The following is a 24,548-nucleotide window of genomic DNA, read 5'->3' as shown; positions in this document are numbered from 1 at the left end:
GGCCGTCCCATGCTTGAGCAGCGGGACAGATCGCTCTAGGTGGGGCTCAGCGTTTCGTGAGCCCATCGGAGCAGGTCATGCGCGCCTTCAGGTCATTCGCCCTCATCGCCGCCCTGGCTGGTTTCTCGGGACCGGCCTTGGCGGGCGGCTTCGCCGCGCCGATGGTCGAAGGTCCCGTGGTGCTGGTCGAGCCTGACGCGCCCCGTTCCACCTGGGGTGTCATCCTGCCGCTCGCGCTGCTCGGAGGGCTCATCGCGCTCGCCGTCGCCAACAGCAGCAACGACGATGACGACCCGGACGCCTAGTGACATTCCCGCCGCAAGGTGGGGATTTCCGACAAGGCTGGCCTACTTGCCTGCCTTGTCTGCATCACGGCAATGCGCCATGATCGTGAACGACGGCCCCGGCCGTGCGCAGAAAACAGGAGTGAGACCATGCGCCATCTGAAATCCCTCGCCCTCGCCGCCGCGCTCGCCGCCGCGGCCGGCCCGTCCTTCGCCGGTGGCTTTGCCCCCGTCGTGGACGTGCCCCCGCCCGTCGTGATCGCCGAGCCGCCGCCGGCTCCGCGCAGCACCTGGGGCATCATCCTCCCGCTCGCCCTGCTCGGCGGCCTGATCGCGCTCGCGGTCGCCAACGACAGCGACAGCGACACGCCCAACAACTGATCCTCCACGGGATCACGGCTGGCTCGCGTCCCCTCCCGGGGCGCGGGCCTTCTTGTGTCAGCGGCCCAGCCGAACCAGGCGGAGGAGCGCCCGTTCCACCAGAGCGCCCTGCGGCGCGGGCGAGCCGCCGCGAAGGTTGCGGTCGAGTTCGAGGATCAGGCCGGCTGCGTTCTCCAGTCGCTCCGGGGCCCAGGAGGCCAGACGCAGGAGCGCCGTCCGCCGGGCACCGAACGGCACCGGCCTGAGCGAAGCCAGGGCCGAATCGCGGCCCCCTTTCGCGGCAGCCACGCCCATGGCGGCGCGCAGATGGCGCCCCAAGCCGGTCGCGATCGCCACGCCATTCACACCCTGAGCGGAAAGCCGCTGAAGTATCGAGGGAATTCGCGCCTCTTCGCCTGCCGCAACGGCCGCCAGGAGGGCGTCGAGATCCGCCTCGGCCCCGTCGGGTAACAACGCCTCGACCGCCTCGGCTGCCACAGGCCCCGTATCCCCGAACCCGTAGAGCGCGAGACGCTCCAGAAGCCCGCAGAGTTCGAAGAGCGGCAGGCTCTGCGCCGCCGTCTCGATCAGGGCCCGCGCCTCCGGTTCCAGCGATCCGACGCCCGCCTCCGCCAGCAGCGCGTCCAGTTCGGCCGCATCGGGAGGATCGTCGTAGAAGGTGATCGCCACCAGACCCCGCCGACCCTCGAACAGGCGCCGCAGCGCCCCGCGGGCCGGCAGGCTCCCCGCCGTCACCACGAGCCGCGCATCGCCCTCGCGCCAATCCTCCAGGGCCGCCTCCGCGACCGGCGCCAGACCGTCCGTCGCGTCCTCCAGGATGACCACCCGGGGGCCGGGAAAGAAGCCCTGCGCCTTGAGGGCATCCCCGAGACCGCGTCCGTCGCGGCGCAGGTCCGCGCCGGACAGCCGCTCGATCCGCATTTCCGCCTCGGCCGACGGCCCTGCCCAGAGGGAGACCAGGCGGCCCCGCGCGTCCGCGATGCGCCCCGGATCCTCTCCCGACAGAAGCACCGCCGCCACGTCGGCAGGGGGGCGGCCGAGGAAGCGGCGTGCCTCGCGCCCGGACAGCTTCAGGGCAGATCCTCCAGCAGCAGCAGCCGTGCCACGATCGCCTCGGCCAGCTGCGCCATCAGCCGCGTTTCGGCATCCATGGCCGCTGCCCGCAGGGCAACGGTCGAGCCCCCGGCCGAGTAGCCGGAAAACGCCTGCACCTCCCCTTCGGCGAGCGGGGTGCCGGCCCGACCGAGACGCCACGGCGCGCGGCCTTCGAGCGTGTAGCGGGCGATCGCCCCCGTCGGGCCGACGGCGGATTCCACCTGTCGCACCGTCGCATCCGTCTCGAGGACGAGCGGCGCCCCCGCGGCCGGAGCGCCCAGGCGATCCTCCAGGGCCGCTCGCAGGCGAAAGCCGCGGGCCGTGGCAGGCGCCAGCACCCTCACCTGCCCGCGAAGCCCCGCCCCGACGGAACCGGGGGCAAGAGCGGGGGCGAATCCGCATCCGGCCAAACCGACCGGACCGAGCAGCAGGGCGCTGACGAGCGCGCGCCGGCCGATCGGCTCAGGCGACCACATTGACGATCCGGCCCGGCACGACGATGACCTTGCGGGGCGGCGCGCCATCGAGGCTGCGCGCCACCGCCTCGACGGCGAGCCGCTCGATCTCGACCGGACCCGTATCCCGCGGAACGGTGATCTCGCCGCGCCGCTTGCCGTTGACCTGGACAGGCAGCGTGATCGTGTCGTCGATGAGCTGGGCCGGATCGGCCACCGGCCAGGGGGCGGCCGCGCAGAGGCCCTCGCCGCCCAGCAGCGACCACATCTCCTCGGCCAGATGCGGCGTCATGGGCGCCATGAGCTGGGCCATGATCCGCAGGGCGCGACGCTTCGCCTCGGCTCCGGCTTCGGACCGGGCCACGAGGTTGGTGAAGGCGTACAGGCGGGCGATCGCCGCATTGAAGCCGAAGCTCTCGATACCTTGCGTGACCTCGTGGATCGTGCGGTGGAGCGCCCGCTCGAGCGCCGCATCGGCCTCCGGCACGGCGGGCGCCTCCGACAGGGCAGCCTCCTGCGCGAGACGATGGACGCGTGCGAGGTGGCGCCAGGCCGCCTCCGCCCCGGCCGCGGTCCATTCCACGTCCCGTTCGGGCGGAGAATCCGAGAGCACGAACCAGCGCGCCGTGTCCGCGCCCCAGCGCCGCACGATCGTCTCGGGGTCCACGACGTTCTTCTTGGACTTCGACATCTTGGCCGAGGGGATGATCTCCACCGCCTCGCCGGTGCTCCGCAGGCGGCCGTCCTCCACCTCCTCGGGGAAGTGATAGACGGGGCGGCCCTGCGCGTCGCGCGTCTGGTAGATCTCGTGCGTGACCATGCCCTGGGTGAACAGCGCGTCGAAGGGCTCGGCAGCCTTGGGCGGCAGATGCCCCGTGCGGACCATCGCACGGGCGAAGAAGCGGCTGTAGAGCAGGTGCAGGATCGCGTGCTCGATGCCTCCGATATACTGGTCCACGTTCATCCAGTAGGCGGCCTCGGCCGGGTCGGTGGGCGTGGATGCGTGCGGCGCCGTGAAGCGGGCGAAATACCAGGACGAGTCCACGAACGTGTCCATCGTGTCGGTTTCGCGCTGGGCCTGACCCCCGCAGCGGGGACAGGCGACATGTTTCCAGGTCGGATGGCGGTCGAGCGGGTTGCCGGGCCTGTCGAAGGTCACGTCGTCGGGCAGCAGCACGGGCAGCTGGTCGCGCGGCACCGGCACCGTGCCGCAGGCAGGGCAATGGATCGCGGGGATCGGACAGCCCCAGTAGCGCTGCCGGCTGAGCAGCCAGTCGCGCAGGCGGTATCGCGTGACACCCCTGCCCCAGCCCTCGACCTCGGCGCGCGCGATGGCGGCCTCCACGGCGTCCGCGCCCGTCTGGTGCTCGGGCCCGGCGACGGAGCGGGTGTAGCGGACCCGCTCGGTCCTGGGCGGCACGAAGGCGGGCGCCCCCTCCTCGGGCAGCGGATTGCCCCCTTCCGCCTCGAAGGTGGAGATCACGGGCAGGCCGTACTTGCGTGCGAATTCGAGGTCGCGCGCGTCATGCGCCGGGCAGCCGAAGATGGCCCCCGTGCCGTAATCCATCAGGATGAAGTTGGCGATCCAGACCGGCAGCGTGCGGCCGGTCTCCAGCGGATGGCGTACCCGCAGGCCCGTGTCGAGCCCGAGCTTCGGCGCGGTCTCGATCGCCTCCTCCGTGGCGGCGCCCTTGCGCGCCTCCTCGCAGAAGGCGGCGACTCCCGCATCCGCCGCCGCCAGGGCGCGCGCCAGCGGATGATCGGGCGAGATGCCCACAAAGCTCGCGCCCAGCAGCGTGTCCGGACGGGTCGTGTAGACGGGGATCGTCTCGTGCCCGTGGCTCGGCTCGACGAGGGGCCAGGCCATCTCCAGGCCGCGCGACCGGCCGATCCAGTTGGCTTGCATCAGGCGCACCTTGGCCGGCCAGGCCTCGAGCCCGTCGAGCGCATCCAGAAGCTCGCCCGCCATGTCGCTGATGCGGAAGAACCATTGCGTGAGTTCCCGCCGCTCGACCTCGGCCCCCGAGCGCCAGCCCCTGCCGTCCACCACCTGTTCGTTGGCCAGGACCGTGTTCTCCACCGGGTCCCAGTTCACGACGGCCGCCTTGCGGGTGACGAGGCCGGCCTCCCACATGTCCAGAAAGAGACGCTGCTGGTGCCCGTAATAGGCGGGATCGCAGGTCGCGAATTCCCGGCTCCAGTCGATGGAAAAGCCGAGCGGCTTCATCTGGTCGCGCATGGCCGCGATGTTGGCGAGCGTCCAGTCCTTGGGATGGCCGCCGGAGGCCATGGCGGCATTCTCGGCCGGCAGGCCAAAGGCGTCCCATCCCATCGGGTGCAGCACCGCATGGCCCGTCGCTCGCCGGTGCCGCGCCACCACATCCCCCATCGTGTAGTTGCGCACATGGCCCATATGGATGCGCCCCGACGGATAGGGAAACATCTCGAGTACATAGCATTTCGGCCGCGCGGGGTCCGCGACGGCGCGGAACAGGCCCGCCCTGTCCCAGGCGTCCTGCCAGCGGGCCTCGATGGCGGGAGCGTCGTAGCGGGCGGACATGGATCGACCTTCGGCTGGGGGCATGGCGCCGCCGGTGATGCCCGCCGGGCGCGTCCTTGTCCAGACGGCCAACGCAAAGGGGCGGGCCCGAAGACCCGCCCCCGTTCCATCCGACCGCCGAAGGATCAGAAGGTCAGGCCGACCAGCAGCGTGGTGCCCTGACGGAACTCGGTCGGACCGGCATCCGAGAATTCCGAGTAGGAAGCCTCGAGATAGGCGTTGGAGCCGATCCCGAACCGCGCACCGGCATAGGCGCCATCCGCGTCGATGTAGCCGACATAGATGTTGGTCAGGTCGTCGAGGGCGTAGCCGGCCTCGATGCCCCAGTCCTCTTCGCCCACTTCGCTTTCGTAGAAGACCTTCGCCGTGACGGGGCCGGAGGCGTAGTCCGCCTGCACCCGCCAGGAGTCTTCGTCGAAATCGGGCTCGAAGGTGTAGGAGCCGGTCAGCGTCACGGGGCCGAACGGATAGCGGGCCAGCACCCCGTAGGAGGTGGTCTCGGCCGTCAGGTCGCGGGCGACCGCGAACTTCAGGTCGGCGCCGCCGAAGGTGGTGCCGACGGCCGCGGCGAGGATCTCGTTCGGGTTGAAGTCGTCGTTGGCGCTGTCGTAGACGCCTTCCTCGCTTTCGTCGAGGCCGACGCGATCCGACGCGATCTGCGACTCTTCCTGATAGGCGAAGTCGATCACGAAGTTGCCGAACGAGCCGGCGCCGCCGAGCGAGATCTGGTCGAGATAGTCACGGCCCGACCCGCCGGTGCCCGGACGGTCGTTGTCCGCATCCGCCACGATGCCGGAGACCGAGAACTCCCAGTCGCCGAACACGCCGTCGCCGCGCAGGACGGTCTCGTTGTCCTGCTCCGAGAAGTTGTCGGACGCCATGGCGAAGCCCGGATCCCAGCGGGTCTCGGCCGCGAAGGCCGTGTCGCCGAAGAACAGGCCGCCGAAGCCCTCGGACTCGATGGCGAGCACGAAGTTGTCGTCCACGCCGATATTGGTGTTGCCGAGGTTGTTGCTGGCGATCGGCAGCGTGAAGGTCGCCGAGGCCACGAGGCCGTTGTCGAGCGTGGTCGTGAAGGTCACATCGAGGTCGGCCGAGTAGAAGAACCCGTCCTCTTCCTCGTCGTTGAACCCGAGTTCGGCGGTGCCGCCGAAGGTGATGTTCTGGGCCGCCGCGGCGCCGGCGAAGGCCACGATCGAGGCCGAGGCCAAGAGGATGCGTTTCATGGTTTCCCTCGTGTTGTGCATTCCCGAGAATGCCAGTCCGACTAGCATTGATCCGTCTTTGCGCCGGGGCAGCGCCACATTCAACCGTCTCGGCCGGGTGCCCGGCCTGCGCCCCGAAAATGATGCAGGCCGGCCACACAGCGGCAAACCTGCCGCACCCCTTGACCCGGACCGGCTCGCGCGTCAGCCAGATGGAGCGCGAAGGCGGCGCGGCAAGGGGGTTCGGGACGTTGGACGAAACGGGTTCGGCACGGGGTCTGGCAGCGGTTCTCGCGCGGCTGCGGGCGGCCGAGGCCGCGGCCGGCCGCCCCCCCGGATCGGTCGCGCTTGTGGCGGTCTCCAAGGAACAGCCATGCGAGCGTGTGCGCGCCGTGCTCGAGGCCGGCCACCGCCTGTTCGGCGAGAACCGCGTGCAGGAGGCGCGATCCCGCTGGGACGGGGCGGACGGTTTGCGGAGCCGGTATGCCGGCGTGGCGCTGCACCTCGTGGGGCCTCTTCAGACCAACAAGGCGCGCGCGGCGATGGCCCTGTTCGACGCCATCCACAGCCTCGACCGCCCGCGCCTGGCCGAGACTCTGGCGCGCCTCGCCGACGAGAGGGGTTCCTGCCCCGACCTGCTGGTGCAGGTCAACACGGGCCGCGAGCCGCAGAAGGCCGGCGTGGCGCCCGAGGACGCGGCCGGGCTCGTCGCGCTTGTCCGGCGGCTGGGCCTGCCGCTGCGCGGTCTCATGGCCATTCCCCCGGACGGCGCCGATCCCCGCCCCCATTTCCGCCTTTTGCGCTCCATCGCGGAGACCGAGGGACTGCCCTGGCTGTCCATGGGCATGAGCGGCGACTTCGAGGCCGCCGTCGCCGAGGGGGCGACCCATGTGCGCGTGGGCAGCGCGCTGTTCGGCGCACGCCGCTGATCAGGCGCCGCCGGTCTCGAGACAGTGGCGGCGGAAGGCCCGCTTGAGCATGTCGAGCTCGGCCCGCAGCAGGTCGATCTCCGCGCGCAGGTCGTCGGCAAGGACCTCGCCTGCCACGAGGGTGATGCGGGCGAGCGTCCCTCCCGTCCCGGCATCGGCGATGACGACCGTCTGCACGCCCTCCGCGATCAGCTCGACCGGCAGGCGGAGGCGGACCAGCCAGCCCCCTTCGGTTTCCGCGGCTTCGGGCGGCGGAAGCGGGATGCCCGTGTGGCTGGCCACGAGCCGCGGAGGGTCCGCGCCCTCCCAGAGTCCCTCCCACATGCCCCCGGCGAGACGGAGCGGCACGAGCCGGGGCGAGACGGCCTCCTCGCCCCTCACAGGTCCGCCCTCGGATAGCGGGCGAAGGTCAGGTCGCGCAGCGTCACCTGGTTCATCTGCGGCCCCTCGAGGATCAGGTCGAGCCACATCCGCTCCACGCGCTTCTCGTTGAGGCGGGTATAGGCGAGGTCGAATTCCACCCCCACATCGTCGTGGGGCGGCGGCAGGTGCAGCGGCAGCTCGCGCACGATCTGCTCGGTGTTGGGTCCGTGGCGGATGTTCAGGCGCGCAAAGATCTCCAGCGGCTTTTCCATCTCGACCCCCACCCCGAGACGGATCAGATGGCGCCGCCCCAGCCCCGCGCAGGCGGCCGCCGGCAGGTCGATGGCAAGCGCGAGATAGGTGCCGTCGAAGCGGAACACGTCGAAGCGCAGCCCGAAGGGAGCCAGATCCGCCTCGCGGCTGTTGCGGATCTGCCGCAGGGTGATCTCGCTCACCGCGCAGTCGTGAAAGAGCGTCGCCTCGTCCCCGATGCGGGTGCGCGTCTCCACGGCTGCCACTCCCTTCCGCGCCAAGGGCCCGCGCCAGAGCCTGGGCCGCCAGGCCCAATCAGTCCCCGCCGGGCGGGCAAAGGCCTGCGAGCCGATCCGGGGCAGGGCCAGACGGTCCTCGCCCGCGGCCAGAAACTCCTCGAGCCGGTGGCGCAGGACATGAGCCTGCGCCAGATCGCGCCGCAGCGCCGACAGTTCGGCCGACGAGACCTGTCGGCCGGCGCGCGTCCACCGCGCCACCGCCGCGCGATCGAGCACCGCCGACCACACGCGCCCCCCTGCCCCGCCGGCCATCATCCGCCCCCGATTCGCGGCCACTATAGCATCGAATCGTTAACGAAACGGAAACGCCCCGGCTGCGGGCGGCCACTACTGATCCGCATAGACATGCGACTCGCCCGCCGCGCCGGGATGGGTGACGGCCCCGTAGCGGGCCGATCCCACAAGGCGGGCGAACTTCCAGATCGCGCCCGACGTGTAGGGGGTGGGCCGCGGCCCGCTCCATTCGCGGCGGCGCGCCTCCAGCTCCTCGTCCGACAGCGCCACCGACAGCTCGCCCCGGATCGCGTCGATGGTGATCATGTCCCCGTCGCGCAGCAGCGCGATGGGCCCGCCATGCGCGGCCTCGGGTCCCACATGGCCCACGCAGAAGCCCCGCGTCGCGCCCGAGAAGCGCCCGTCGGTGATGAGCGCGACCTTCTTTCCCATCCCCTGTCCCGAGATGGCGGCCGTGGTCGCCAGCATCTCGCGCATGCCCGGCCCCCCGGCAGGGCCCTCGTTGCGGATCACCAGCACCTCCCCCTCGCGGTAGGCGCGCGCGCGCACCGCCTCGAAGGCCTCCTCCTCGCATTCGAAGACGCGCGCCGGGCCGGTGAAGACCTGCTCCTCGGGGCTCATGCCCGCGACCTTCACAATGGCCCCGTCGGGGGCGAGGTTGCCCTTCAGCCCCACGACCCCGCCGGTCGGCGTGATCGGGGTGGCGGCCGGATGGATCACGCGGCCGTCGGCCTCGCCCCGGATCTCCTCGAGCTCCTCGCCCAGCGTGCGGCCCGAGGCGGTCAGGCAGTCGAGGTGCAGAAGGCCGAGCTTGGCCAGTTCCTTCATCACCACGGGGACGCCGCCCACCTCCCAGAGATCCTTGGCGACATACTGGCCGCCGGGGCGCAGGTTCACGAAATAGGGCGTGTCGCGCATGATGTCGGCGACGTCGAAGAGGTCGAAGGGGATGCCCGCCTCGTGCGCGATGGCCGGCAGGTGCAGCGCCGCGTTGGTCGATCCCCCGGTGCAGCCCACCACGCGGGCGGCATTCTCCAGGCTCTGGCGGGTGACGATGTCGCGGGCGCGGATGTTCTTCTCCAGAAGGCGCATCACCGCCTCGCCCGAGGCCTCGCAGAAGGCGTCGCGGCTCTCGTAGGGAGCGGGCGCGCCCGAGGAGTTGAGCAGCGCGAGCCCGATCGCCTCGCTGACGCAGGCCATGGTGTTGGCCGTGTACTGCGCCCCGCAGGCGCCCGAGGACGGACAGGCCACGCGCTCCATGATCTCCAGCTCGGCCTCGGACATGGCGCCGGCCTGGACCTTGCCCACGCCCTCGAACAGGTCCTGCACGGTGATGTCGCGGCCCTGGTAGCGCCCCGGCAGGATGGAGCCGCCATAGATGAAGACGGAAGGCACGTTGAGGCGGACCATCGCCATCATCATGCCCGGCAGCGACTTGTCGCAGCCCGCGAGCCCCACCAGCGCGTCGTAGCAATGCCCGCGCATGGTCAGCTCCACCGTGTCGGCGATCGCGTCGCGGCTGGCGAGCGAGGAGCGCATCCCCTCGTGGCCCATGGCAATGCCGTCGGTGACGGTGATCGTGGTGAACTCACGCGGGGTGCCGCGGGCCTTCTTGACGCCGAGCTTGACCACCTGCGCCTGGCGATTGAGCGCGATGTTGCAGGGGGCGGCCTCGTTCCAGCAGGTCGCCACGCCGACGAGGGGCTGGTGGATCTCCTCCTCGGTCAGGCCCATGGCGTAGAAGTAGGACCGGTGCGGCGCGCGCGAGGGCCCCTCGGTCACGTGGCGGCTGGGCAGGCGCGACTTGTCGAAGCGCTGGTTCATGGCTCTCCCCCTCTGGCTCCGGGCAGGGATAGAGGCGGGGCGGAGAGGCGGCAAGGGCGGGCGCGGAGGGGCGCCGGGCCGGAGGGGCCGAGGACCCGGTCGATTGCATCCGGCCCGCCGCTTGCTTATCTCCGCCTCCCGAGCCCCAACGGAGCCCGCGCGCATGAACTGGATCTCCAACTACGTCCGTCCGCGGATCAACTCCATCTTCTCGCGGCGCGAGGTGCCGGAGAACCTGTGGACCAAGTGCGACGAGTGCGGGCAGATGCTGTTCCACCGCGAGCTGGCCGCCAATCTCAACGTCTGCACCCATTGCGGGCACCACATGGCGATCAAGCCGCGCGAGCGCTTCAAGGCGCTGTTCGACGGTGGCGTGTTTACCGAGGTGAAGGTCCCCGAACCCGTCGCCGACCCGCTGGGCTTCCGCGACCAGAAGAAATACGTCGATCGCCTCAAGGAGGCGCGCAGGACCACCGGCGAGAAGGAGGCCATGCTGGTCGCCGAGGGCGAGGTGGGCCGCACCCCGATCGTCGCGGCCGCGCACGACTTCGCCTTCATGGCGGGCTCCATGGGCATGTATGTGGGCAATGCCGTCATCGCCGCGGCCGAGCGCGCAGTCGAGCTGCGCCGTCCGCTCGTGCTCTTCAGCGCCGCGGGAGGCGCGCGGATGCAGGAGGGCATCCTGTCGCTGATGCAGCTGCCGCGCACCACCGTCGCGATCCAGTCGCTCAAGGAGGCGGGGCTGCCCTATCTCGTGGTCCTCACCCATCCGACGACCGGGGGGGTCACCGCCTCCTATGCGATGCTGGGCGACGTCCAGATCGCCGAGCCGGGCGCGCTGATCTGCTTTGCCGGGCCGCGCGTCATCGAGCAGACCATCCGCGAGAAGCTGCCCGAGGGGTTCCAGAGGGCCGAATACCTGCTCGATCACGGGATGCTCGACCGGGTGACGCCGCGCGGCCAGCTCAAGGACGAGATCGTGACGATCCTGCGGCTGCTGCTGCGCGAGCCCGCGGCCGTCAAGGGCGACCTGCCCGCGCCCGAGGCCGCCGCCGCGCCGCCCGAGACGCGCGCCGCCGAGTGAGGCCGCCCCCGTGATCCCGCCGAGGCCCGTCCGGTGACCCTGCCCCGTGCCGCCTCGGACGCGCTGCTCGAGCGGATGACGGCGCTCCATCCGAAGATCATCGACCTGACGCTCGAGCGGGTGGAGCGTCTGCTCGCCGCGCTCGGCCATCCCGAGGCGCGGCTGCCCCCCGTCGTCCACGTGGCGGGCACGAACGGCAAGGGCTCGACGCTGGCCATGATCCGCGCGGGCCTCGAGGCAAGGGGCCGGGTCTGCCACGCCTATACCTCGCCCCATCTGGCCCGCTTCCACGAGCGCATCCGCCTCGCGGGCCGCCTGATCGCCGAGGAGCGGCTGTCGGCCGTGCTCGACCGCTGCATGGAGGCCAACGGCGAGGCGCCGATCACCTTCTTCGAGATCACCACCTGCGCGGCCTTTCTGGCCTTCGCCGAGGAGGCGGCGGACTGGACGCTGCTCGAGGTGGGACTGGGCGGGCGGCTCGACGCGACCAACGTGGTCGTCCCGCGCCTGTCGGTCATCACCCCCGTGGACATGGACCACCAGCAATATCTGGGCGACACGCTGGGCGCGATCGCGGGCGAGAAGGCCGGGATCATCAAGCGCCGCGTCCCCGTCGTGGTCGCCCGCCAGCACCCCGAGGCCATGGCCGTGATCGCCGCGCGGGCCGAGCGTCTGGGCGCGCCGCTCCATGCCTGGGGCGAGCAATGGGTGGCCGAGGAAAGCCGCGGCCGCCTCGTCTATCAGGACGAGCGCGGGCTTCTGGACCTGCCCCTGCCCAACCTGCCCGGGCCCCACCAGATCGTGAATGCGGGCACGGCCGTCGCCGCCCTGCGCGTCCTGGGCGAGGGCGACCCGGAGGCGGCGGTGTCGCGCGCCGAATGGCCCGCGCGGATGCAGCGGCTGCGAGGGTCCCTTGCCGCTCTGGCCGGGCCGGCGGAGCTGTGGCTCGACGGCGGGCACAACCCGGCTGCGGGAGAGGCGCTGGCCGCCACGCTGCGCCGGATGCCGCCGCGGCCTGTCCACCTCGTCGCGGGGATGCTGCGGACCAAGGATGTGGGGGGATTCCTGCGCCCGCTGGCCGCGGTGGCCGACCGGCTCTGGGCCGTCTCCATCCCCGGCGAGGCCAACACCCTGCCGGCGGAGGAGACGGCCGCGCATGCGGAGGCGGCGGGTCTGCGCGCCGGGACCGCCCCCTCGGTCGAGGCGGCGGTGCGCGCGGCCGCGGCCCACGGCGCGGGCCGGGTGCTGATCTGCGGCTCGCTCTACCTTGCCGGCCACGTCCTGAGGGAGTGGGAATGATCCGGGCGGCCCTCGGTCTCGCGCTTCTCGCCTCGCCCGCGCCGGCGGCGACGGTGCATTTCTGCTGGCTGGGCGCGAACGGCTATTCCATGACCGGCACGATGGAGTTTCCGGACGCGCTGCGCGAGGCGGACATGATCACCGAGAGGGACGTCACGGCCTTCCGCATCGTGGGCTATCTCCACGGCGAGGTCATCGGCAGCTGGGACATGGCCACGCGCGAGCCGGGCGACACCTGGTACCTGCGCTACTTCCCGCGCGACTGGCACTTTCCCACCAATGGCGAGGTTCCGGGCCCCTTCGACCAGGGCTGGAACGCGGACGGCACGGCCACCGATTGCGGCGAGGGACGCTTCGGCTTCAATGCGGGCAACTACGCGCAGGATTTCTGCCTCGATGGCCGCTGGGTGGAGGAATCGGGCGTCCCCCCCGCCACGCCCTTCATCGCCCAGCCCACGCCGCCCGCCGATCCCGGCTGCCAGGCGCCTGCCCTGCTCAGCGCCCTGCCCCCGGCTCCGCCTCTCCTCCAGCCCCGCGGCTGATCCCCTTGCCGCCCCGCCGCGGCCGGGGCTAGAGGGGGGCGGGACAGGGAGGGGCAGGATGGTCCGCACGCTGATCCGGGACGTGCGCCTGGTGGACCCGGAAGCAGGGCGCGAGGGGCCCGGCGCCCTCGTCCTCGAAGGCGGGCGCATCGCCGCCGTCCTGCCAGCCCCGCCGGAGGGGACCTTCGACGCGACGGTGGAGGGCGAGGGTCACGTCCTCGCCCCTGGCATCGTGGATTGGGGCGTCAAGATCGGCGAGCCGGGCGAGCGCCACCGCGAGAGCCTCCGCACCGCGGGGCTCGCGGCCGCGGCCGGCGGCGTCACCACTCTCGTGACGCGCCCCGACACCGAGCCCGCGCTCGACCGCCCCGAGGCGGTCGAGTGGCTCCTGCGCCGCGCGGCCGAGGGCTGCCCCGTGCGCCTGCATCCCATGGCCGCGCTGACCAAGGGCCGCGAGGGCCGCGAGATGGCGGAAATGGGCTTCCTGCGCGACGCGGGCGCGGTGGCCTTCACCGATGCCGACCGGCTGGTGGCCGACAGCCGCGTGATGGCGCGGGCGCTGGCCTATGCGCGGGGCCTCGGCGCGCTGGTGGGCACGCACGGGCAGGACCCGTGGCTCTCGACGGGCGCCTCCGCCACGTCGGGACCCTTCGCGACGCTTCTGGGCCTGCCCTCGGCGCCGCCCGTGGCCGAGCGGATCGGGCTCGAGCGGGACCTCGCGCTGGCAGAGGCCGCGGGGGCGGCGCTCCATGCCCATCAGGTCACGACCGCCCCCGCGCTGGAGGCGCTGGCGCGCGCCAAGGCGCGCGGGCTCGACGTCACCGCCGGCGTCTCGATCCATCACGTCACGCTCAACGAACTCGACATCGGCGGCTACCGCACCTTCTTCAAGCTCGTCCCCCCCCTGCGGGCCGAAACCGACCGCGAGGCCGCCGTGGAGGCCCTCGCCTCGGGTCTTCTGGACGTGCTCTGCTCGTGGCACAGCCCGCAGGACGAGGAAAGCAAGCGGCTGCCCTTCGAGGCCGCGGCCCCCGGCGCGGTCGGGCTCGAGACGCTGCTGCCCGCAGCGCTGCGCCTCGTCCATGCGGGCCGGCTGAGCCTGCCCGTCCTGTTCCGGGCCCTCTCGCTCAACCCGTCGCGGCGCCTGGGGCTGCCCACGGGGCGGCTCGCGGCGGGGGCGCCGGCGGATCTGGTGCTGTTCGACCCCGACCGCCCCTTTGTCCTCGACCGCGCCACCCTCCGGTCCAAGTCGCGCAACACCCCCTTCGACGGGGCGCGGCTGCAGGGCCGGGTGCGCGCCACCTGGGTCGGCGGGCGGCAGGTCTTCGGGGATGCGCCGTGACGGGGGCTGTCCTGCTCTGGGCCGCGCTCGGCTATCTGCTGGGCTCGGTCCCCTTCGGACTGCTGATCGCGCGGGCCCTGGGCCTGGGCGACCTGCGGCAGGTCGGGTCGGGCAATATCGGGGCCACCAACGTGCTGCGCACGGGCCACCGGGGCGCCGCCCTCGCCACGCTTCTGCTCGACGGGGGCAAGGGCGCGGCGGCGGTCCTGCTCGCGCGCGCCCTGGGGGGCGAGGGCGCGGCGCTCGCGGCCGGAGCGGCCGCGATGGCGGGGCACTGCTTTCCCGTCTGGCTGGGCTTTCGCGGCGGAAAGGGCGTGGCGACCTTTCTGGGGATGCTGCTGGCGCTCCAGCCGGTGCTGGGCCTCCTGGCCTGCGCGAGCTGGCTCGGCGTCGCGGGGCTGACGCGGATCTCCTCGGCCGGGGCGCTCGGCGCGGCGGCGCTGTCCCCGGTCTGGGCGCTGCTTCTGGGCCGGCCCGATCTCGCGCTCGCGGCCGGGCTGGCCGCGCTGCTGGTCGTCTGGCGGCACAGGGCGAACATCGCCCGCCTCCGGGACGGGACCGAGCCGCGGATCGGCCAGCGCCGTTGACAGCCTGCCTTCCCCGACGGAAGGCGGCGCCTGCGCGCTTGGCGCCCGTGCCGGAACACGATATGTTCCGTTTTCGGACGGCGGCGAGGGGCCGCGCGCGTCCGCGAGGGAGGCAACGCGTGACGGATTGGGGCGTCGCACTGGCCGGCAAGCGCATCCTCGTCGTGGAGGACGAGGTGATCGTGGCCATGCTGATCGAGGACATCCTGTCGGATGCCGGCGCTGCGGTCGTGGGTCCGGTCGGCCGGGTGGCCGAGGCGCTGAACTTGGCCACGGCCGAGCGGCTCGATGCCGCCATCCTCGACGTCAACCTGGCCGGCGAGACCACCGCCCCGGTGGCCGAGGCGCTGCGCGCCCGCGGCGTCCCCTTCGCCTTTGCCACGGGCTACGGCGCCAGCGGCCTGCCCGCGGGCTTCGAGGAGGCCGCGCTGGTCCAGAAGCCCTTCCAGGAGCGCGACCTCGGCGAGGCGCTGGTCCGGCTCGTGACCGCGGACGCGTGAGACCCGCGTTCAGTCCCGCAGGAGGTCGTTGATCGCCGTCTTGGCGCGCGTGCCCGCGTCCACGCGCTTGACGATCACCGCGCAGGCGAGGTGCACCCCTCCCGAGGAGGGCACCGAGCCTGCGACCACCACGCTGTAGGGCGGCACCTCGCCATAGCTCACCGTCCCCGTGGCGCGGTCCACGATCCGAGTCGAGCGGCCGAGGAACACCCCCATCCCGATCACCGCCCCCTCGCGCACGATCACGCCCTCCACCACCTCCGAGCGGGCGCCGATGAAGCAGTTGTCCTCGATGATCGTGGGGGCGGCCTGCATGGGTTCGAGCACGCCGCCGATCCCCACGCCCCCCGACAGGTGCACGTTCGCGCCGATCTGCGCGCAGGAACCGACGGTGGCCCAGCTGTCCACCATGGTCCCCTCGCCCACATGGGCGCCGAGATTGACGAAGCACGGCATCAGCACCGCGCCGCGTCCCACGAAGGCCGAGCGGCGCACGATCGCGCCCGGCACGGCGCGAAAGCCCGCCCGCTCCCACTCGGCCGGCCCCCAGCCCTTGAACTTGCTGTCCACCTTGTCCCACCAGACCGAACCCTGGGGGCCGCCCTCCATCGGCTCCATGGCGCGCAGCCGGAAGCTGAGCAGCACGGCCTGCTTGGCCCAACCGTTGACGGTCCAGGTTCCGTCCGCCCCGCGCTCGGCCACGCGCAGCCGCCCGCTGTCCAGCGCCTCGAGCACGGCCTCCACGGCGTCGCGCGCCTCGCCCCGGGTGGCGGGCGAGAGCGTGTCGCGAACCTCCCAGGCAGCCTCGATGGCCGGGCGCAGCGCGTCGAGCGAGGGGTCGGTGGGCATGGCGTCTCTCCCGCGTGAGGTCGGCGCCCGTCCTAGGGCGGGCGGGGACGGGGTGCAACGCCCGACCCTTTCCCCTGCGGGCCCAAGCTGGCAAAGGGGCGGGGAGAGGAGCCTTCCATGAACGACAGCCGAGAGCCCGATCCCTTCGACCCCGCAGCGCCCCCGCCCGGGCGGCACATGATGCGCGACAGCGTCGAGGATCTCCAGACCGCCGCCCAGATTCCCGCCACGCCCCAGACCCTGTCGCCGACCTACCGGCTGGCCTTCACCGACCAGGACTTCCTGCTGCGCGAGGAGCTGCGCCCCGTCCGGCTGCAGCTCGAACTGCTCAAGCCGCAGCTCGTGCTGGACGAGGCGGGGGTGGAATCGACCGTGGTGATGTTCGGCGGCGCGCGCATCCCGCGACCCGAGGACGCGGACGGGGCGCGCACGGCGACCCTGCGCGCGCTTGCCCCCTTCTACGAGGAGGCGCGCCGCTTCGCCCGCCTGGTCACGGAGGAATCGCTGCACCGCTCGCGCGGGCGGCGCGGCGTCATCGTGACGGGCGGCGGGCCCGGCGTCATGGAGGCCGGCAACCGCGGCGCGCGCGAGGCGGGCGGCCGCAGCGTCGGGCTCAACATCGTGCTGCCGCACGAGCAGGCCCCGAACCTCTTCGTGACGCCGGACCTCGCCTTCAACTTCCACTATTTCGCCATCCGCAAGATGCACTTCCTGATGCGGGCGGAGGCGATCACGGTCTTTCCCGGCGGCTTCGGCACTCTGGACGAGCTGTTCGAGACGCTGACCCTGATCCAGACCGGCCGGATGGCGCAGGTGCCGTTCCTGCTCTTCGGCCGCGCCTTCTGGGAGCGCATCGTGGACTGGGAGGCGCTGGCCGAGGCCGGCACGATCGCCCCCGAGGACCTCGATCTGTTCCGCTTCGTCGAGACGGCCGAGGAGGCGCTGGAGGCGATCCGGACCTGGACCCACCGGGGCGAGCGGCGCGAGGACATCCCCGGCCGGCCGGCGGCCGAATAGGGGGCGCTAGCGCGCCACCCATTCGCCCCCTGCCGCGCTCGACCGCTGGCAGGCGCCGATGAACCACATCCCCTCGAGCCCCGCCTCGATCCCCGGCAGGAGCGCGCCGTCGCCCGTGCCCGCGATCAGGTCGGCCGCGTCGTTGTAGAGCGTGGCGAAGCCCTCGAGATAGCCTTCGGGATGGCCGGGGGGCACGCGCGTGAACTGCGACGAGCCGCCCCCCAGACCGGCCCCCCCGCGCGTCAGCAGCCTCTTGGGCTCGCCCAGGGGGGCAAAGGTCATGACGTTGGGGTTCTCCTGCTCCCAGAAGAGCCCGCCCTTGGTGCCGAACACGCGCAGGCGCAGCGCGTTCTCGTTGCCCGGGGCGACCTGGCTCGCCCACAGCATCCCCCGCGCGCCCCCCTCGAGGCGCAGCAGCACATGGGCGTTGTCGTCCACCCGCCGGCCGGCCCCGAAGCTCTGGAGATCGGCCAGCAGCGCCTCGGTCCTGAGGCCCGTGACGAAGCCCAGCAGGTTGAAGGCATGGGTGCCGATGTCGCCCAAGGCGCCCGCGCCCGCCTGGGCGGGATCGGTCCGCCACTCGGCCTGCTTGTTGCCGGCGGTCTCCACGCTCTCGGTCAGCCAGTCCTGGGCGTATTCGGCCTGCACGAGGCGGATCGTCCCCAGATCGCCGTTGGCCACCATCTCGCGCGCCTGCCGGATCAGGGGATAGCCGGTGTAGTTGTGCGTGAGCACGAAGGGCGCGCCGGATTCGCGCACCGCCGCGGCGATGGCCTCGGCCTGTTCGGTCGTGGCGGCGAGCGGCTTGTCGCAGATCACCGCGATGCCCCGCCGCAGGAAGGCCACGGCGGGGCCTGCATGCATGTGGTTGGGTGTCACCACCGCGACCGCGTCGATGCGGTCGGGCCGTGCGGCCTCGGCCTCGGCCATCTCCTCGAACGAGGCATAGGCCCGGTCGGGCGCGATGCCCAGATCGGCCGCCGACAGGCGTGCGCGCTCGGGGTCGGAGGACAGCGCCCCCGCGACCAGTTCCCAGCGGTCGTCGATGCGGCTCGCGATGCGGTGGACGGCGCCGATGAAGGCCCCCCGCCCGCCGCCCACCATGCCCAGCCTCAGCCGTCGTGCCATGCGCTGTCCTCCCTTGTGCGTCATCGTCAGGATGGGTCCGGGCCGCCCGCGCGCCGGAAGACCGTCCACTGGAAGGCCTGAACGGCGCCTGCGGGCGTGCGGTGATCCTCGCGCCAGGCGGCGACGGGCGACCAGCCGGGGCCGAGCTCCGCCGCCAGGCTCCGGGCGTCCCAGCGCCGGACCGGTAGGCCGCTGCACCGCTCGGGCCCGTCCGGGGCAAAGGTGGCGAGGATCGCTCCCGAGCCCGGTCGGGGCGCGGCCTCGAGCGCGCGGCGATAGGCCGCACGGTCCTCGGGGGTGGTCAGGAAGTGGAACGCCGCCCGGTCGTGCCAGACCGTCCAGGTGCGGTCGGGCTGCCAGCGCGTGACGTCCGCCGCGATCCAGCGGACCCGCTCCGCCCGCGCGCCGAGCCGCGCGCGCGCCGCCTCGAGGGCGGACGCGGCGATGTCGAGCACGGCCAGATCCTCCCAGCCGCGGTCGAGCAGCGCATCGACCAGCCGCGCGGCACCCCCGCCCACATCGATCAGCGAATCGGCCGGCCCCGCGCCTAGATGGCCGAGCGCGCGCAGGGAGGGCGCGGGATGCGGCTGGTGCCAGCTCGTGGTCTGCGGCTCCCGCGTCCGGTGGACCCGCTCCCAGTGGTCCCGGCGCGCCTCTCCGGGCGTCATGTCAGAGCCCCAGCATCGCCTTGATCGCGGCCTTGTCCCGCTCGCCGCCGGCGAAGTCGTCGAAGGCGCGGGTCGCGCGCTCGATCAGGTGGCCGGCGATAAAGGGCGCCCCCTCGCGCGCGCCCTGCTCGGGCGACTTGAGGCAGCATTCCCATTCGAGCACCGCCCAGCCGTCATAGCCGTATTGCGTGAGGCGCGAGAACACGGCGCCGAAATCCACCTGACCGTCGCCGAGCGAGCGGAAGCGCCCCGCACGCGAGACCCAGGGCTGGTAGCCCGAATAGACCCCCTGCCGCCCGTCCGGGTTGAACTCGGCGTCCTTGACGTGGAACGAGGTGATCCGCTCGTGGTAGATGTCGATGAAGGCGAGATAGTCGAGCGCCTGGAGCACGAAATGCGAGGGGTCGTAGTTGATCGTCGCCGCGACGTGCCCGCCCACCGCGTCGAGGAACATCTCGAAGGTGGCGCCGTCGAAGATGTCCTCGCCCGGATGGATCTCGTAGCCGTAGCTCACGCCGTTTTCGGCAAAGGCGTCGAGGATCGGGGTCCAGCGGCGGCCCAGCTCGGCGAAGGCCTCCTCGATCAGCCCGTCGGGGCGCTGGGGCCAGGGATAGAGGAAGGGCCAGGCGAGCGCGCCCGAGAAGCCCACATGCCGCGTGAGCCCCATCCGGCGCGAGGCCGCGGCCGCCTTGGTGACCTGGTCCACGGCCCATTCGGTGCGCGCGCGGGGATTGCCGTGCACGCGCGCGGGCGCAAAGGCGTCGAAGGCGCGGTCATAGGCGGGGTTCACGGCCACGAGCTGGCCCTGGAGGTGGGTGGAGAGCTCCGTGACCTCCACGCCCGCCTCGCGGCAGATGCCCAGCACCTCGTCGCAGTAATCCCCGCTCTCGGCGGCGCGGTCGAGGTCGAAGAGCCGCGCGTCCCAGGTCGGGATCTGGACGCCCCGGTAGCCCAGCCCCGCGGCCCAGGCGGCGATGGCGGGCAGGCTGTCGAAGGGGGCCTCGTCGCCTGCGAACTGGGCGAGAAAGATCGCCGGTCCCTTGATCTGGCTTTCGCTCGTCATGCGCGGGGCTCCTCGCTGTGGCCGTCGCCCGGCACCTCCAGATCCTGGAGGGGGGGCGATTCGGGCTCCGTTATGGCACGGATCGCCGCCTGGGCCAGCACCGTGCCGGCCCGGTCCACGTTCTCCCGCACCATCAGCAGGTCCGGGCGGACCGCCGACAGGAAGGGCTCGGCCTCCTTGGCCACGACATCGATCTGCCGGCCGAGGCGCAGCCCCGCGGCCTCGATCGCGTCCACGGCCGCCAGCGTGGCAAAGGAGGAACAGGACAGGAGCCCGTCGATTCCGTCCCCGAGCGCGCGCGCGACGGCGGCGCGGACGGCCGGAGCGGGGCTGTCGGAGGTCACGCGCGGCAGGAGCGCGACGGCCGCACCGGCCTCGGCGGCGGCCGCGCGGGCGCCGCGGACGAATTCGCGCCCGTAGAACTGGCCGAGCGGCGGCGCCAGAAGGGCGATGTGCCGCCGGCCGCGCCGAACCAGGCGGCGCAGACCCAGGGCGCCGAAGGCGGCGGTGTCGAAATCGGCCCAGGGATGCCGGTCCGCCCAGGCGGTGCGGCCATGGGTCGCAAAGGGAAAGCCGCGCGCCAGGAGCCAGGCCGCGCGGGGATCGCGCGGGCGGGTCTGGTTGAAGATGACGGCATCGGCCAGCGCGTTCTCGACGATGTGGCGGATGGGGCGGAGCGGCTCCTCGTCGGGCAGGACGGGCGTGACGTTGAGGTGGAAGCGCGTGGGCCTGAGCGCCACCGCGACAGCGCGGATCAGGCGGGCGGTGTTGCTCATCACGTCGGGTTCGGTCCCGATCACGAGGGCGATGACCTGCGTGCGCCCCGTGCGCAGCCGCAGCGCGGCCCGGTCGGGCACATAGCCGAGTTCGTCGGCGACGCGCCGCACGCGCGCCTTGGTGTCCGCCCTGAGGTCCGGCGCGTCCGACAGCGCGCGCGAGACCGTGGCCACGGCGAGCCCCGTCGCCTGGGCGATCGTGCGCAGGGTCGGGCGCATCCTGCCCGCTCTGCGGTCCTGCGGTTCCATGCGGTCGGTCCCCCAGAAAGGGCTTGCCGGACGGGGCCGCCCGGTATAGCCTTAAATCGTTATAGTCCGGAACAGACGGCGGACGCCACAAGAAAACGCCGCGTTTCCAACGGGAGGAGAGATCCGTGACACGTTTTGCAAGCCTGGCCGGCATGACGGCGATCAGCGTCGCTGCCGGGTCCGCCTGGGCGGTCGAGCTCGAGGTGATGCACTGGTGGACCTCGGGCGGCGAGGCCGCGGCCGTGGCCGAGTTCGCGCGCCATTTCGAGGAGCGCACCGACCATACCTGGGTGGACGGCGCCATCGCCGGGGGCGGGGCGGTTGCACGGCCGATCATGGTCAGCCGCATCCTGGGGGGCGACCCGATGGGGGCGTTCCAGTTCAACCACGGCCGTCAGGCCGAGGAGCTGATCGAGGCCGGTCTGCTTCTGGACCTGACCGACGTGGCCGAGGCGCAGGGCTGGCGCGACATCGTGCGCCCCTCCAACCTGCTCGATGCCTGCACCGTGGACGGCCGCATCTACTGCGTTCCGGTCAACATCCATTCCTGGCAATGGCTGTGGCTGAGCCACAAGGCCTTCGAGGATGCCGGGCTCGAGGTGCCCTCCGACTGGTTCGAGTTCGTGGAAGCCGCCCCCGCCCTGCGCGAGGCGGGCAAGATCCCGCTCGCCCTCGGCGGCCAGCCCTGGCAATCCACCGGCGCCTTCAACGTCATGGCCGTGGCCATCGCCGGTCCCGAAGCCTATGCGCAGGTGATGGGCGAAAAGAACGCCGAGGTGGCGAGGGGCGAGGATTATGCCCGCGTCTTCGAGGCCGCCGTCGCCGCGCGCGAGATGGCGCAGGGCTCCAACGTCCAGGAATGGCAGCAGGCCACCAACCTCGTCATCACCGGACAGGCCGGCGGGCAGATCATGGGCGACTGGGCGCAGGGCGACTTCCAGGTGGCCGGCCAGGTCGCGGGCGAGGATTACTCCTGCCTGCCCGGGCTCGGCGTCAACGAGGTCATCTCGGCCGGCGGCGACGCCTTCTATTTCCCCGTCCATTCCGATCCGGCCGTGACGGAGGCGCAGAAGGAGCTGGCGGCGCTGCTGCTCGACCCGGAGGTGCAGGTCGATTTCAACCTCGCCAAGGGCTCTCTGCCGGTGCGGGGCGACGTCAATCTGGATGCGGCCAACGACTGCATGAGAAAGGGGCTCGAGATCCTCGCGGCCGGCGCGGTGCTGCCCGACGGGGTGACCACGCTCTCGCCCGACACGACGGGGCAGATCGACGACCTGATGGCCGAGTTCTGGAGCACCTCCATGACGGCCGAGCAGGCGCAGGAGCGCTACGCCGCCATCATCGAGGCGGCCGACTGAGCCTCTCCGCCCGGCCGGCGCCGTCCGGCCGGGCCTTTCGTCCGTCCAGCCGGAGGCGCCCATGGCCGCCCTCGACGAGATCCCGCGCCGGGCCGCCGCCCCGGCCGCTCCTGCCCGGCGGCGGCCCGCGGTCTTGCGCAACCTCCAGGCCAAGATCGCCTCGCTGCCCATGATCCTGATCGCGCTCGTGGTGTTCGTGGGCTGCACGCTCTGGACGGTGTTCCATTCCTTCACCACCTCGCGGCTGCTGCCGCGGACGGACTGGGCGGGGCTGGCGCAGTACCGGCGCCTGTGGGGCGAGCAGCGCTGGCTCGTCTCGATCGAGAACCTGGCCATCTACGGGGCGCTGACGCTGGTCTTCAGCCTGGTGATCGGCTTTACGCTGGCCGCGCTGCTCGACCGCAAGATCCGGGGCGAGGACGTCTTCCGCACGATCATCCTCTATCCCTTCGCGCTGTCGTTCATCGTCACGGGCCTCGTGTGGCAGTGGATCCTGAATCCCGATTTCGGGGTGCAGGCGGTGGTGCGGTCCTGGGGCTGGACGGGCTTCACCTTCGATCCGCTCAACAACCCCGACATCGTCATCTACGGCATCCTGATCGCGGGGCTGTGGCAGGGGACGGGCCTCGTCATGGTGATCATGCTGGCCGGGCTGCGCGGCATCGACGGCGAGATCTGGAAGGCCGCGCGGGTGGACGGCATCCCGGCCTGGAAGACCTATCTCCTGGTCATCATCCCCATGATGCGCCCCGTCTTCGTGACCGCGCTGGTGCTGATCGGGTCGGGGATCATCAAGGTCTACGACCTGGTCGTGGCCCAGACATCGGGGGGGCCCGGCATCGCCTCGGAGGTGCCGGCCAAGTACGTCTACGACCGGATGTTCCGCGACCAGAACCTCGGGCAGGGATTCGCCGCCTCGACCATGATGCTGGTGAGCGTGGCCATCGTGCTGATCCCCTGGGCCTATCTCGAGTTCGGCCGGCGGCGGAAGGCCTGAGGAGCGCACCCATGTCCAGCCCCGCCGCCACCGCCCATCTCGCCGCGCTCGACCCCGTGGCGGCCCGCACCGGCTCGGCGGGGCTGCTCGAGGGGCCGCGGGGGCCGCGGCCGCGCCGCGCCCTGAGCCGGGGCAACGTGATGCTCTACGGCACGCTGTTCGTGGTCTCGGCCTATTACCTGCTGCCGCTCTATGTGATGGTCGTGACCTCGCTCAAGGGGATGCCCGAGATCCGGATGGGCAACATCTTCTCGCCCCCCGTCGAGATCACCTTCGAGCCCTGGGTCAAGGCCTGGTCCTCGGCCTGCACGGGGATCAACTGCGACGGGCTGAGCCGGGGATTCTGGAACTCGGTGCGCATCCTCGTGCCCTCGGTGCTGCTGTCGATCGCGGTCGCCTCGGTCTCGGGCTATGCGCTGTCCAAGTGGCGGTTCCGGGGATCGGAGCTGTTCTTCGCGATCCTGCTGGTGGGGGCCTTCATCCCCTATCAGGTGATGCTCTACCCGCTCGTGATCCTGTTGCGGGAGATGGGGCTCTACGGCTCGCTCTGGGGGCTCGTGCTCGTGCACACGATCTTCGGGATGCCAATCAACACGCTGCTGTTCCGCAACTACTTCGCCGCCATCCCCGAAGAGCTGCACAAGGCCGCGCGGGTGGACGGGGCGGGGTTCTGGGGGATCTTCGTGCGGATCATGCTGCCCATGAGCCTGCCGATCTTCGTCGTCTCGGCCATCATCCAGGTGACGGGGATCTGGAACGACTTCCTGTTCGGCGTGGTCTACACGACGCCCGCCAACTACCCGATGACGGTGCAGCTCAACAACATCGTCAACTCGGTCCAGGGGGTGCGGGAATACAACGTCAACATGGCGGCGACGCTGCTCACCGGGCTCGTGCCGCTGCTCGTCTACTTCGCCTCGGGCAAGCTGTTCGTGCGCGGCATCGCCGCCGGCGCCGTCAAGGGGTGAGCCGATGATCCCGTCCGTCTCGATCCGCCGGCTGAGCCTCGATTTCGGGGCGGTGTCGGTGCTGCGCGACCTCGACCTCGATGTGGGCGAGGGGGAGTTCCTGGTGCTGCTCGGCTCCTCGGGCTGCGGCAAGAGCACGCTGCTCAACTGCATCGCGGGACTTCTGGAGCCGACGGACGGGCAGATCTGGATCAAGGGGCGCAACGTCACCTGGCTCGAGCCGTCGGAGCGGGGCATCGG

26 protein-coding genes are annotated in these 24,548 nt (G+C 71.9%); 14 read left to right on the top strand and 12 right to left on the bottom strand.

Annotated elements, in window-relative coordinates:
- Positions 1 to 56: 56 nt before the first annotated feature.
- Both GT358_RS14525 and GT358_RS14520 read left to right on the top strand, forming a co-directional pair.
- A complete protein-coding gene (locus tag GT358_RS14525; RefSeq protein WP_371416305.1) occupies positions 57 to 305 on the top strand; it encodes a hypothetical protein in 249 nt (82 codons plus the stop codon).
- A 129-nt stretch (positions 306 to 434) separates the two neighbouring features.
- Positions 435 to 665 (top strand): hypothetical protein, encoded by a 231-nt coding sequence (locus GT358_RS14520; protein WP_166583354.1) that lies wholly within the window; start codon positions 435 to 437, stop codon positions 663 to 665.
- A gap of 57 nt (positions 666 to 722) precedes the next feature.
- Here GT358_RS14520 and holA read toward each other — a convergent pair whose 3' ends face one another.
- The 4 genes from holA to GT358_RS14500 all read right to left on the bottom strand — a co-directional run bounded on the left by holA (position 723) and on the right by GT358_RS14500 (position 6,001).
- A complete protein-coding gene (gene holA / locus GT358_RS16875) occupies positions 723 to 1,676 on the bottom strand; it encodes a DNA polymerase III subunit delta (protein WP_166583353.1) in 954 nt (317 codons plus the stop codon).
- Positions 1,677 to 1,735: 59 nt separating this feature from the next.
- Positions 1,736 to 2,098 carry an LptE family protein gene (lptE, locus tag GT358_RS14510; protein WP_166583352.1) on the bottom strand — a complete coding sequence of 121 codons (363 nt, stop codon included), beginning with the start codon at positions 2,096 to 2,098 and terminating at the stop codon, positions 1,736 to 1,738.
- Between the two features lie 124 nt (positions 2,099 to 2,222).
- Positions 2,223 to 4,775: a leucine--tRNA ligase gene (gene leuS / locus GT358_RS14505; RefSeq protein WP_166583351.1), complete on the bottom strand. Its 2,553-nt coding sequence runs from the start codon at positions 4,773 to 4,775 to the stop codon at positions 2,223 to 2,225.
- A 125-nt stretch (positions 4,776 to 4,900) separates the two neighbouring features.
- The gene (locus GT358_RS14500) at positions 4,901 to 6,001 is read right to left on the bottom strand and encodes a porin (RefSeq protein WP_166583350.1); all 1,101 of its coding nucleotides are present in this window, start codon (positions 5,999 to 6,001) and stop codon (positions 4,901 to 4,903) included.
- A gap of 230 nt (positions 6,002 to 6,231) precedes the next feature.
- On the opposite strand from GT358_RS14500, the gene GT358_RS14495 reads away from it, so the two are divergent.
- A complete protein-coding gene (locus GT358_RS14495; RefSeq protein WP_243730914.1) occupies positions 6,232 to 6,909 on the top strand; it encodes a YggS family pyridoxal phosphate-dependent enzyme in 678 nt (225 codons plus the stop codon).
- Here the strand turns inward: GT358_RS14495 and GT358_RS14490 are convergent, their stop codons facing one another.
- From GT358_RS14490 to ilvD, 3 genes are all read right to left on the bottom strand, one after another.
- Entirely contained in the window at positions 6,910 to 7,290 is a 381-nt protein-coding gene (locus GT358_RS14490; RefSeq protein ID WP_371416304.1) for a hypothetical protein, read from the bottom strand. It lies immediately after the preceding gene.
- Positions 7,287 to 8,075, bottom strand: a complete 789-nt coding sequence (locus tag GT358_RS14485) for a DUF6478 family protein (protein ID WP_166583404.1) — start codon at positions 8,073 to 8,075, stop codon at positions 7,287 to 7,289. The genes GT358_RS14490 and GT358_RS14485 overlap by 4 nt, the downstream gene beginning before the upstream one ends.
- 75 nt (positions 8,076 to 8,150) lie before the next feature.
- On the bottom strand, positions 8,151 to 9,881 hold the full coding sequence (gene ilvD / locus GT358_RS14480) for a dihydroxy-acid dehydratase (protein ID WP_166583349.1): 1,731 nt from the start codon (positions 9,879 to 9,881) through the stop codon (positions 8,151 to 8,153).
- 163 nt (positions 9,882 to 10,044) lie between these two features.
- Between ilvD and accD the strand changes: the two genes are divergently transcribed.
- From accD to GT358_RS14450, 6 genes are all read left to right on the top strand, one after another.
- Complete coding sequence (accD, locus tag GT358_RS14475; protein ID WP_166583348.1) at positions 10,045 to 10,965, top strand: acetyl-CoA carboxylase, carboxyltransferase subunit beta; 921 nt, start codon at positions 10,045 to 10,047, stop codon at positions 10,963 to 10,965.
- A 33-nt stretch (positions 10,966 to 10,998) separates the two neighbouring features.
- Entirely contained in the window at positions 10,999 to 12,264 is a 1,266-nt protein-coding gene (locus GT358_RS14470) for a folylpolyglutamate synthase/dihydrofolate synthase family protein (RefSeq protein WP_166583347.1), read from the top strand.
- The gene (locus tag GT358_RS14465) at positions 12,261 to 12,806 is read left to right on the top strand and encodes a hypothetical protein (protein WP_166583346.1); all 546 of its coding nucleotides are present in this window, start codon (positions 12,261 to 12,263) and stop codon (positions 12,804 to 12,806) included. The genes GT358_RS14470 and GT358_RS14465 overlap by 4 nt, the downstream gene beginning before the upstream one ends.
- 58 nt (positions 12,807 to 12,864) lie before the next feature.
- Positions 12,865 to 14,148 (top strand): dihydroorotase, encoded by a 1,284-nt coding sequence (gene pyrC / locus GT358_RS14460; protein WP_166583345.1) that lies wholly within the window; start codon positions 12,865 to 12,867, stop codon positions 14,146 to 14,148.
- Positions 14,145 to 14,735, top strand: a complete 591-nt coding sequence (gene plsY, locus GT358_RS14455; RefSeq protein ID WP_166583344.1) for a glycerol-3-phosphate 1-O-acyltransferase PlsY — start codon at positions 14,145 to 14,147, stop codon at positions 14,733 to 14,735. The genes pyrC and plsY overlap by 4 nt, the downstream gene beginning before the upstream one ends.
- 119 nt (positions 14,736 to 14,854) lie before the next feature.
- Positions 14,855 to 15,235, top strand: coding sequence for a response regulator (locus GT358_RS14450; protein WP_371416303.1), 381 nt, complete (start codon positions 14,855 to 14,857; stop codon positions 15,233 to 15,235).
- A gap of 9 nt (positions 15,236 to 15,244) precedes the next feature.
- Here the strand turns inward: GT358_RS14450 and dapD are convergent, their stop codons facing one another.
- A complete protein-coding gene (gene dapD, locus GT358_RS14445) occupies positions 15,245 to 16,084 on the bottom strand; it encodes a 2,3,4,5-tetrahydropyridine-2,6-dicarboxylate N-succinyltransferase (protein ID WP_166583342.1) in 840 nt (279 codons plus the stop codon).
- A 177-nt stretch (positions 16,085 to 16,261) separates the two neighbouring features.
- Between dapD and GT358_RS14440 the strand changes: the two genes are divergently transcribed.
- Positions 16,262 to 17,101, top strand: coding sequence for a TIGR00730 family Rossman fold protein (locus GT358_RS14440; RefSeq protein WP_243730916.1), 840 nt, complete (start codon positions 16,262 to 16,264; stop codon positions 17,099 to 17,101).
- A 6-nt stretch (positions 17,102 to 17,107) separates the two neighbouring features.
- Here the strand turns inward: GT358_RS14440 and GT358_RS14435 are convergent, their stop codons facing one another.
- From GT358_RS14435 to GT358_RS14420, 4 genes are read right to left on the bottom strand one after another with little or no spacing between them, the layout of a single operon-like run.
- Positions 17,108 to 18,229 (bottom strand): Gfo/Idh/MocA family protein, encoded by a 1,122-nt coding sequence (locus GT358_RS14435; RefSeq protein WP_243730913.1) that lies wholly within the window; start codon positions 18,227 to 18,229, stop codon positions 17,108 to 17,110.
- A 26-nt stretch (positions 18,230 to 18,255) separates the two neighbouring features.
- Entirely contained in the window at positions 18,256 to 18,897 is a 642-nt protein-coding gene (locus tag GT358_RS14430; protein WP_166583340.1) for a methyltransferase domain-containing protein, read from the bottom strand.
- Between the two features lies 1 nt (position 18,898).
- The gene (locus tag GT358_RS14425; RefSeq protein ID WP_166583339.1) at positions 18,899 to 19,960 is read right to left on the bottom strand and encodes a sugar phosphate isomerase/epimerase; all 1,062 of its coding nucleotides are present in this window, start codon (positions 19,958 to 19,960) and stop codon (positions 18,899 to 18,901) included.
- Entirely contained in the window at positions 19,957 to 20,955 is a 999-nt protein-coding gene (locus GT358_RS14420; RefSeq protein ID WP_243730912.1) for a substrate-binding domain-containing protein, read from the bottom strand. Before GT358_RS14420 ends, GT358_RS14425 begins: the two co-directional genes overlap by 4 nt.
- Positions 20,956 to 21,137: 182 nt before the next feature.
- Here GT358_RS14420 and GT358_RS14415 point away from each other — a divergent pair, with 182 nt between their 5' ends.
- The 4 genes from GT358_RS14415 to GT358_RS14400 all read left to right on the top strand — a co-directional run.
- Positions 21,138 to 22,343: an ABC transporter substrate-binding protein gene (locus GT358_RS14415; RefSeq protein ID WP_166583402.1), complete on the top strand. Its 1,206-nt coding sequence runs from the start codon at positions 21,138 to 21,140 to the stop codon at positions 22,341 to 22,343.
- Between the two features lie 169 nt (positions 22,344 to 22,512).
- Positions 22,513 to 23,340 carry a carbohydrate ABC transporter permease gene (locus tag GT358_RS14410; RefSeq protein WP_371416308.1) on the top strand — a complete coding sequence of 276 codons (828 nt, stop codon included), beginning with the start codon at positions 22,513 to 22,515 and terminating at the stop codon, positions 23,338 to 23,340.
- A gap of 11 nt (positions 23,341 to 23,351) precedes the next feature.
- Positions 23,352 to 24,308 carry a carbohydrate ABC transporter permease gene (locus tag GT358_RS14405; protein ID WP_166583336.1) on the top strand — a complete coding sequence of 319 codons (957 nt, stop codon included), beginning with the start codon at positions 23,352 to 23,354 and terminating at the stop codon, positions 24,306 to 24,308.
- 4 nt (positions 24,309 to 24,312) lie between these two features.
- Positions 24,313 to 24,548, top strand: a 236-nt coding sequence (locus GT358_RS14400) for an ATP-binding cassette domain-containing protein (RefSeq protein WP_166583335.1), incomplete at its 3' end; no start/stop codon positions are given.

The organism is Rubellimicrobium sp. CFH 75288, assembly GCF_009904055.1.
GTDB lineage: Bacteria > Pseudomonadota > Alphaproteobacteria > Rhodobacterales > Rhodobacteraceae > Rubellimicrobium.
Note: the sequence above shows the minus strand (reverse complement) of the source record. Positions and strands in the feature narration are given on the sequence as shown.

Bases quoted from the DNA above. Each gene is read 5' to 3' on its own strand.
- GT358_RS14520 (WP_166583354.1), top strand. From the start codon at position 435: ATGCGCCATCTGAAATCCCTCGCCCTCGCCGCCGCGCTCGCCGCCGCG.
- GT358_RS14465 (WP_166583346.1), top strand. From the start codon at position 12,261: ATGATCCGGGCGGCCCTCGGTCTCGCGCTTCTCGCCTCGCCCGCGCCG.
- GT358_RS14485 (WP_166583404.1), bottom strand. From the start codon at position 8,075: ATGGCCGGCGGGGCAGGGGGGCGCGTGTGGTCGGCGGTGCTCGATCGC.
- ilvD (WP_166583349.1), bottom strand. From the start codon at position 9,881: ATGAACCAGCGCTTCGACAAGTCGCGCCTGCCCAGCCGCCACGTGACC.
- GT358_RS14425 (WP_166583339.1), bottom strand. From the start codon at position 19,960: ATGACGAGCGAAAGCCAGATCAAGGGACCGGCGATCTTTCTCGCCCAG.
- GT358_RS14410 (WP_371416308.1), top strand. From the start codon at position 22,513: ATGATCCTGATCGCGCTCGTGGTGTTCGTGGGCTGCACGCTCTGGACG.
- dapD (WP_166583342.1), bottom strand. From the start codon at position 16,084: ATGCCCACCGACCCCTCGCTCGACGCGCTGCGCCCGGCCATCGAGGCT.
- GT358_RS14430 (WP_166583340.1), bottom strand. From the start codon at position 18,897: ATGACGCCCGGAGAGGCGCGCCGGGACCACTGGGAGCGGGTCCACCGG.
- GT358_RS14405 (WP_166583336.1), top strand. From the start codon at position 23,352: ATGTCCAGCCCCGCCGCCACCGCCCATCTCGCCGCGCTCGACCCCGTG.
- GT358_RS14500 (WP_166583350.1), bottom strand. From the start codon at position 6,001: ATGAAACGCATCCTCTTGGCCTCGGCCTCGATCGTGGCCTTCGCCGGC.
- GT358_RS14415 (WP_166583402.1), top strand. From the start codon at position 21,138: ATGACGGCGATCAGCGTCGCTGCCGGGTCCGCCTGGGCGGTCGAGCTC.
- GT358_RS14440 (WP_243730916.1), top strand. From the start codon at position 16,262: ATGATGCGCGACAGCGTCGAGGATCTCCAGACCGCCGCCCAGATTCCC.
- GT358_RS14435 (WP_243730913.1), bottom strand. From the start codon at position 18,229: ATGGCACGACGGCTGAGGCTGGGCATGGTGGGCGGCGGGCGGGGGGCC.
- leuS (WP_166583351.1), bottom strand. From the start codon at position 4,775: ATGTCCGCCCGCTACGACGCTCCCGCCATCGAGGCCCGCTGGCAGGAC.
- accD (WP_166583348.1), top strand. From the start codon at position 10,045: ATGAACTGGATCTCCAACTACGTCCGTCCGCGGATCAACTCCATCTTC.
- GT358_RS14420 (WP_243730912.1), bottom strand. From the start codon at position 20,955: ATGCGCCCGACCCTGCGCACGATCGCCCAGGCGACGGGGCTCGCCGTG.
- pyrC (WP_166583345.1), top strand. From the start codon at position 12,865: ATGGTCCGCACGCTGATCCGGGACGTGCGCCTGGTGGACCCGGAAGCA.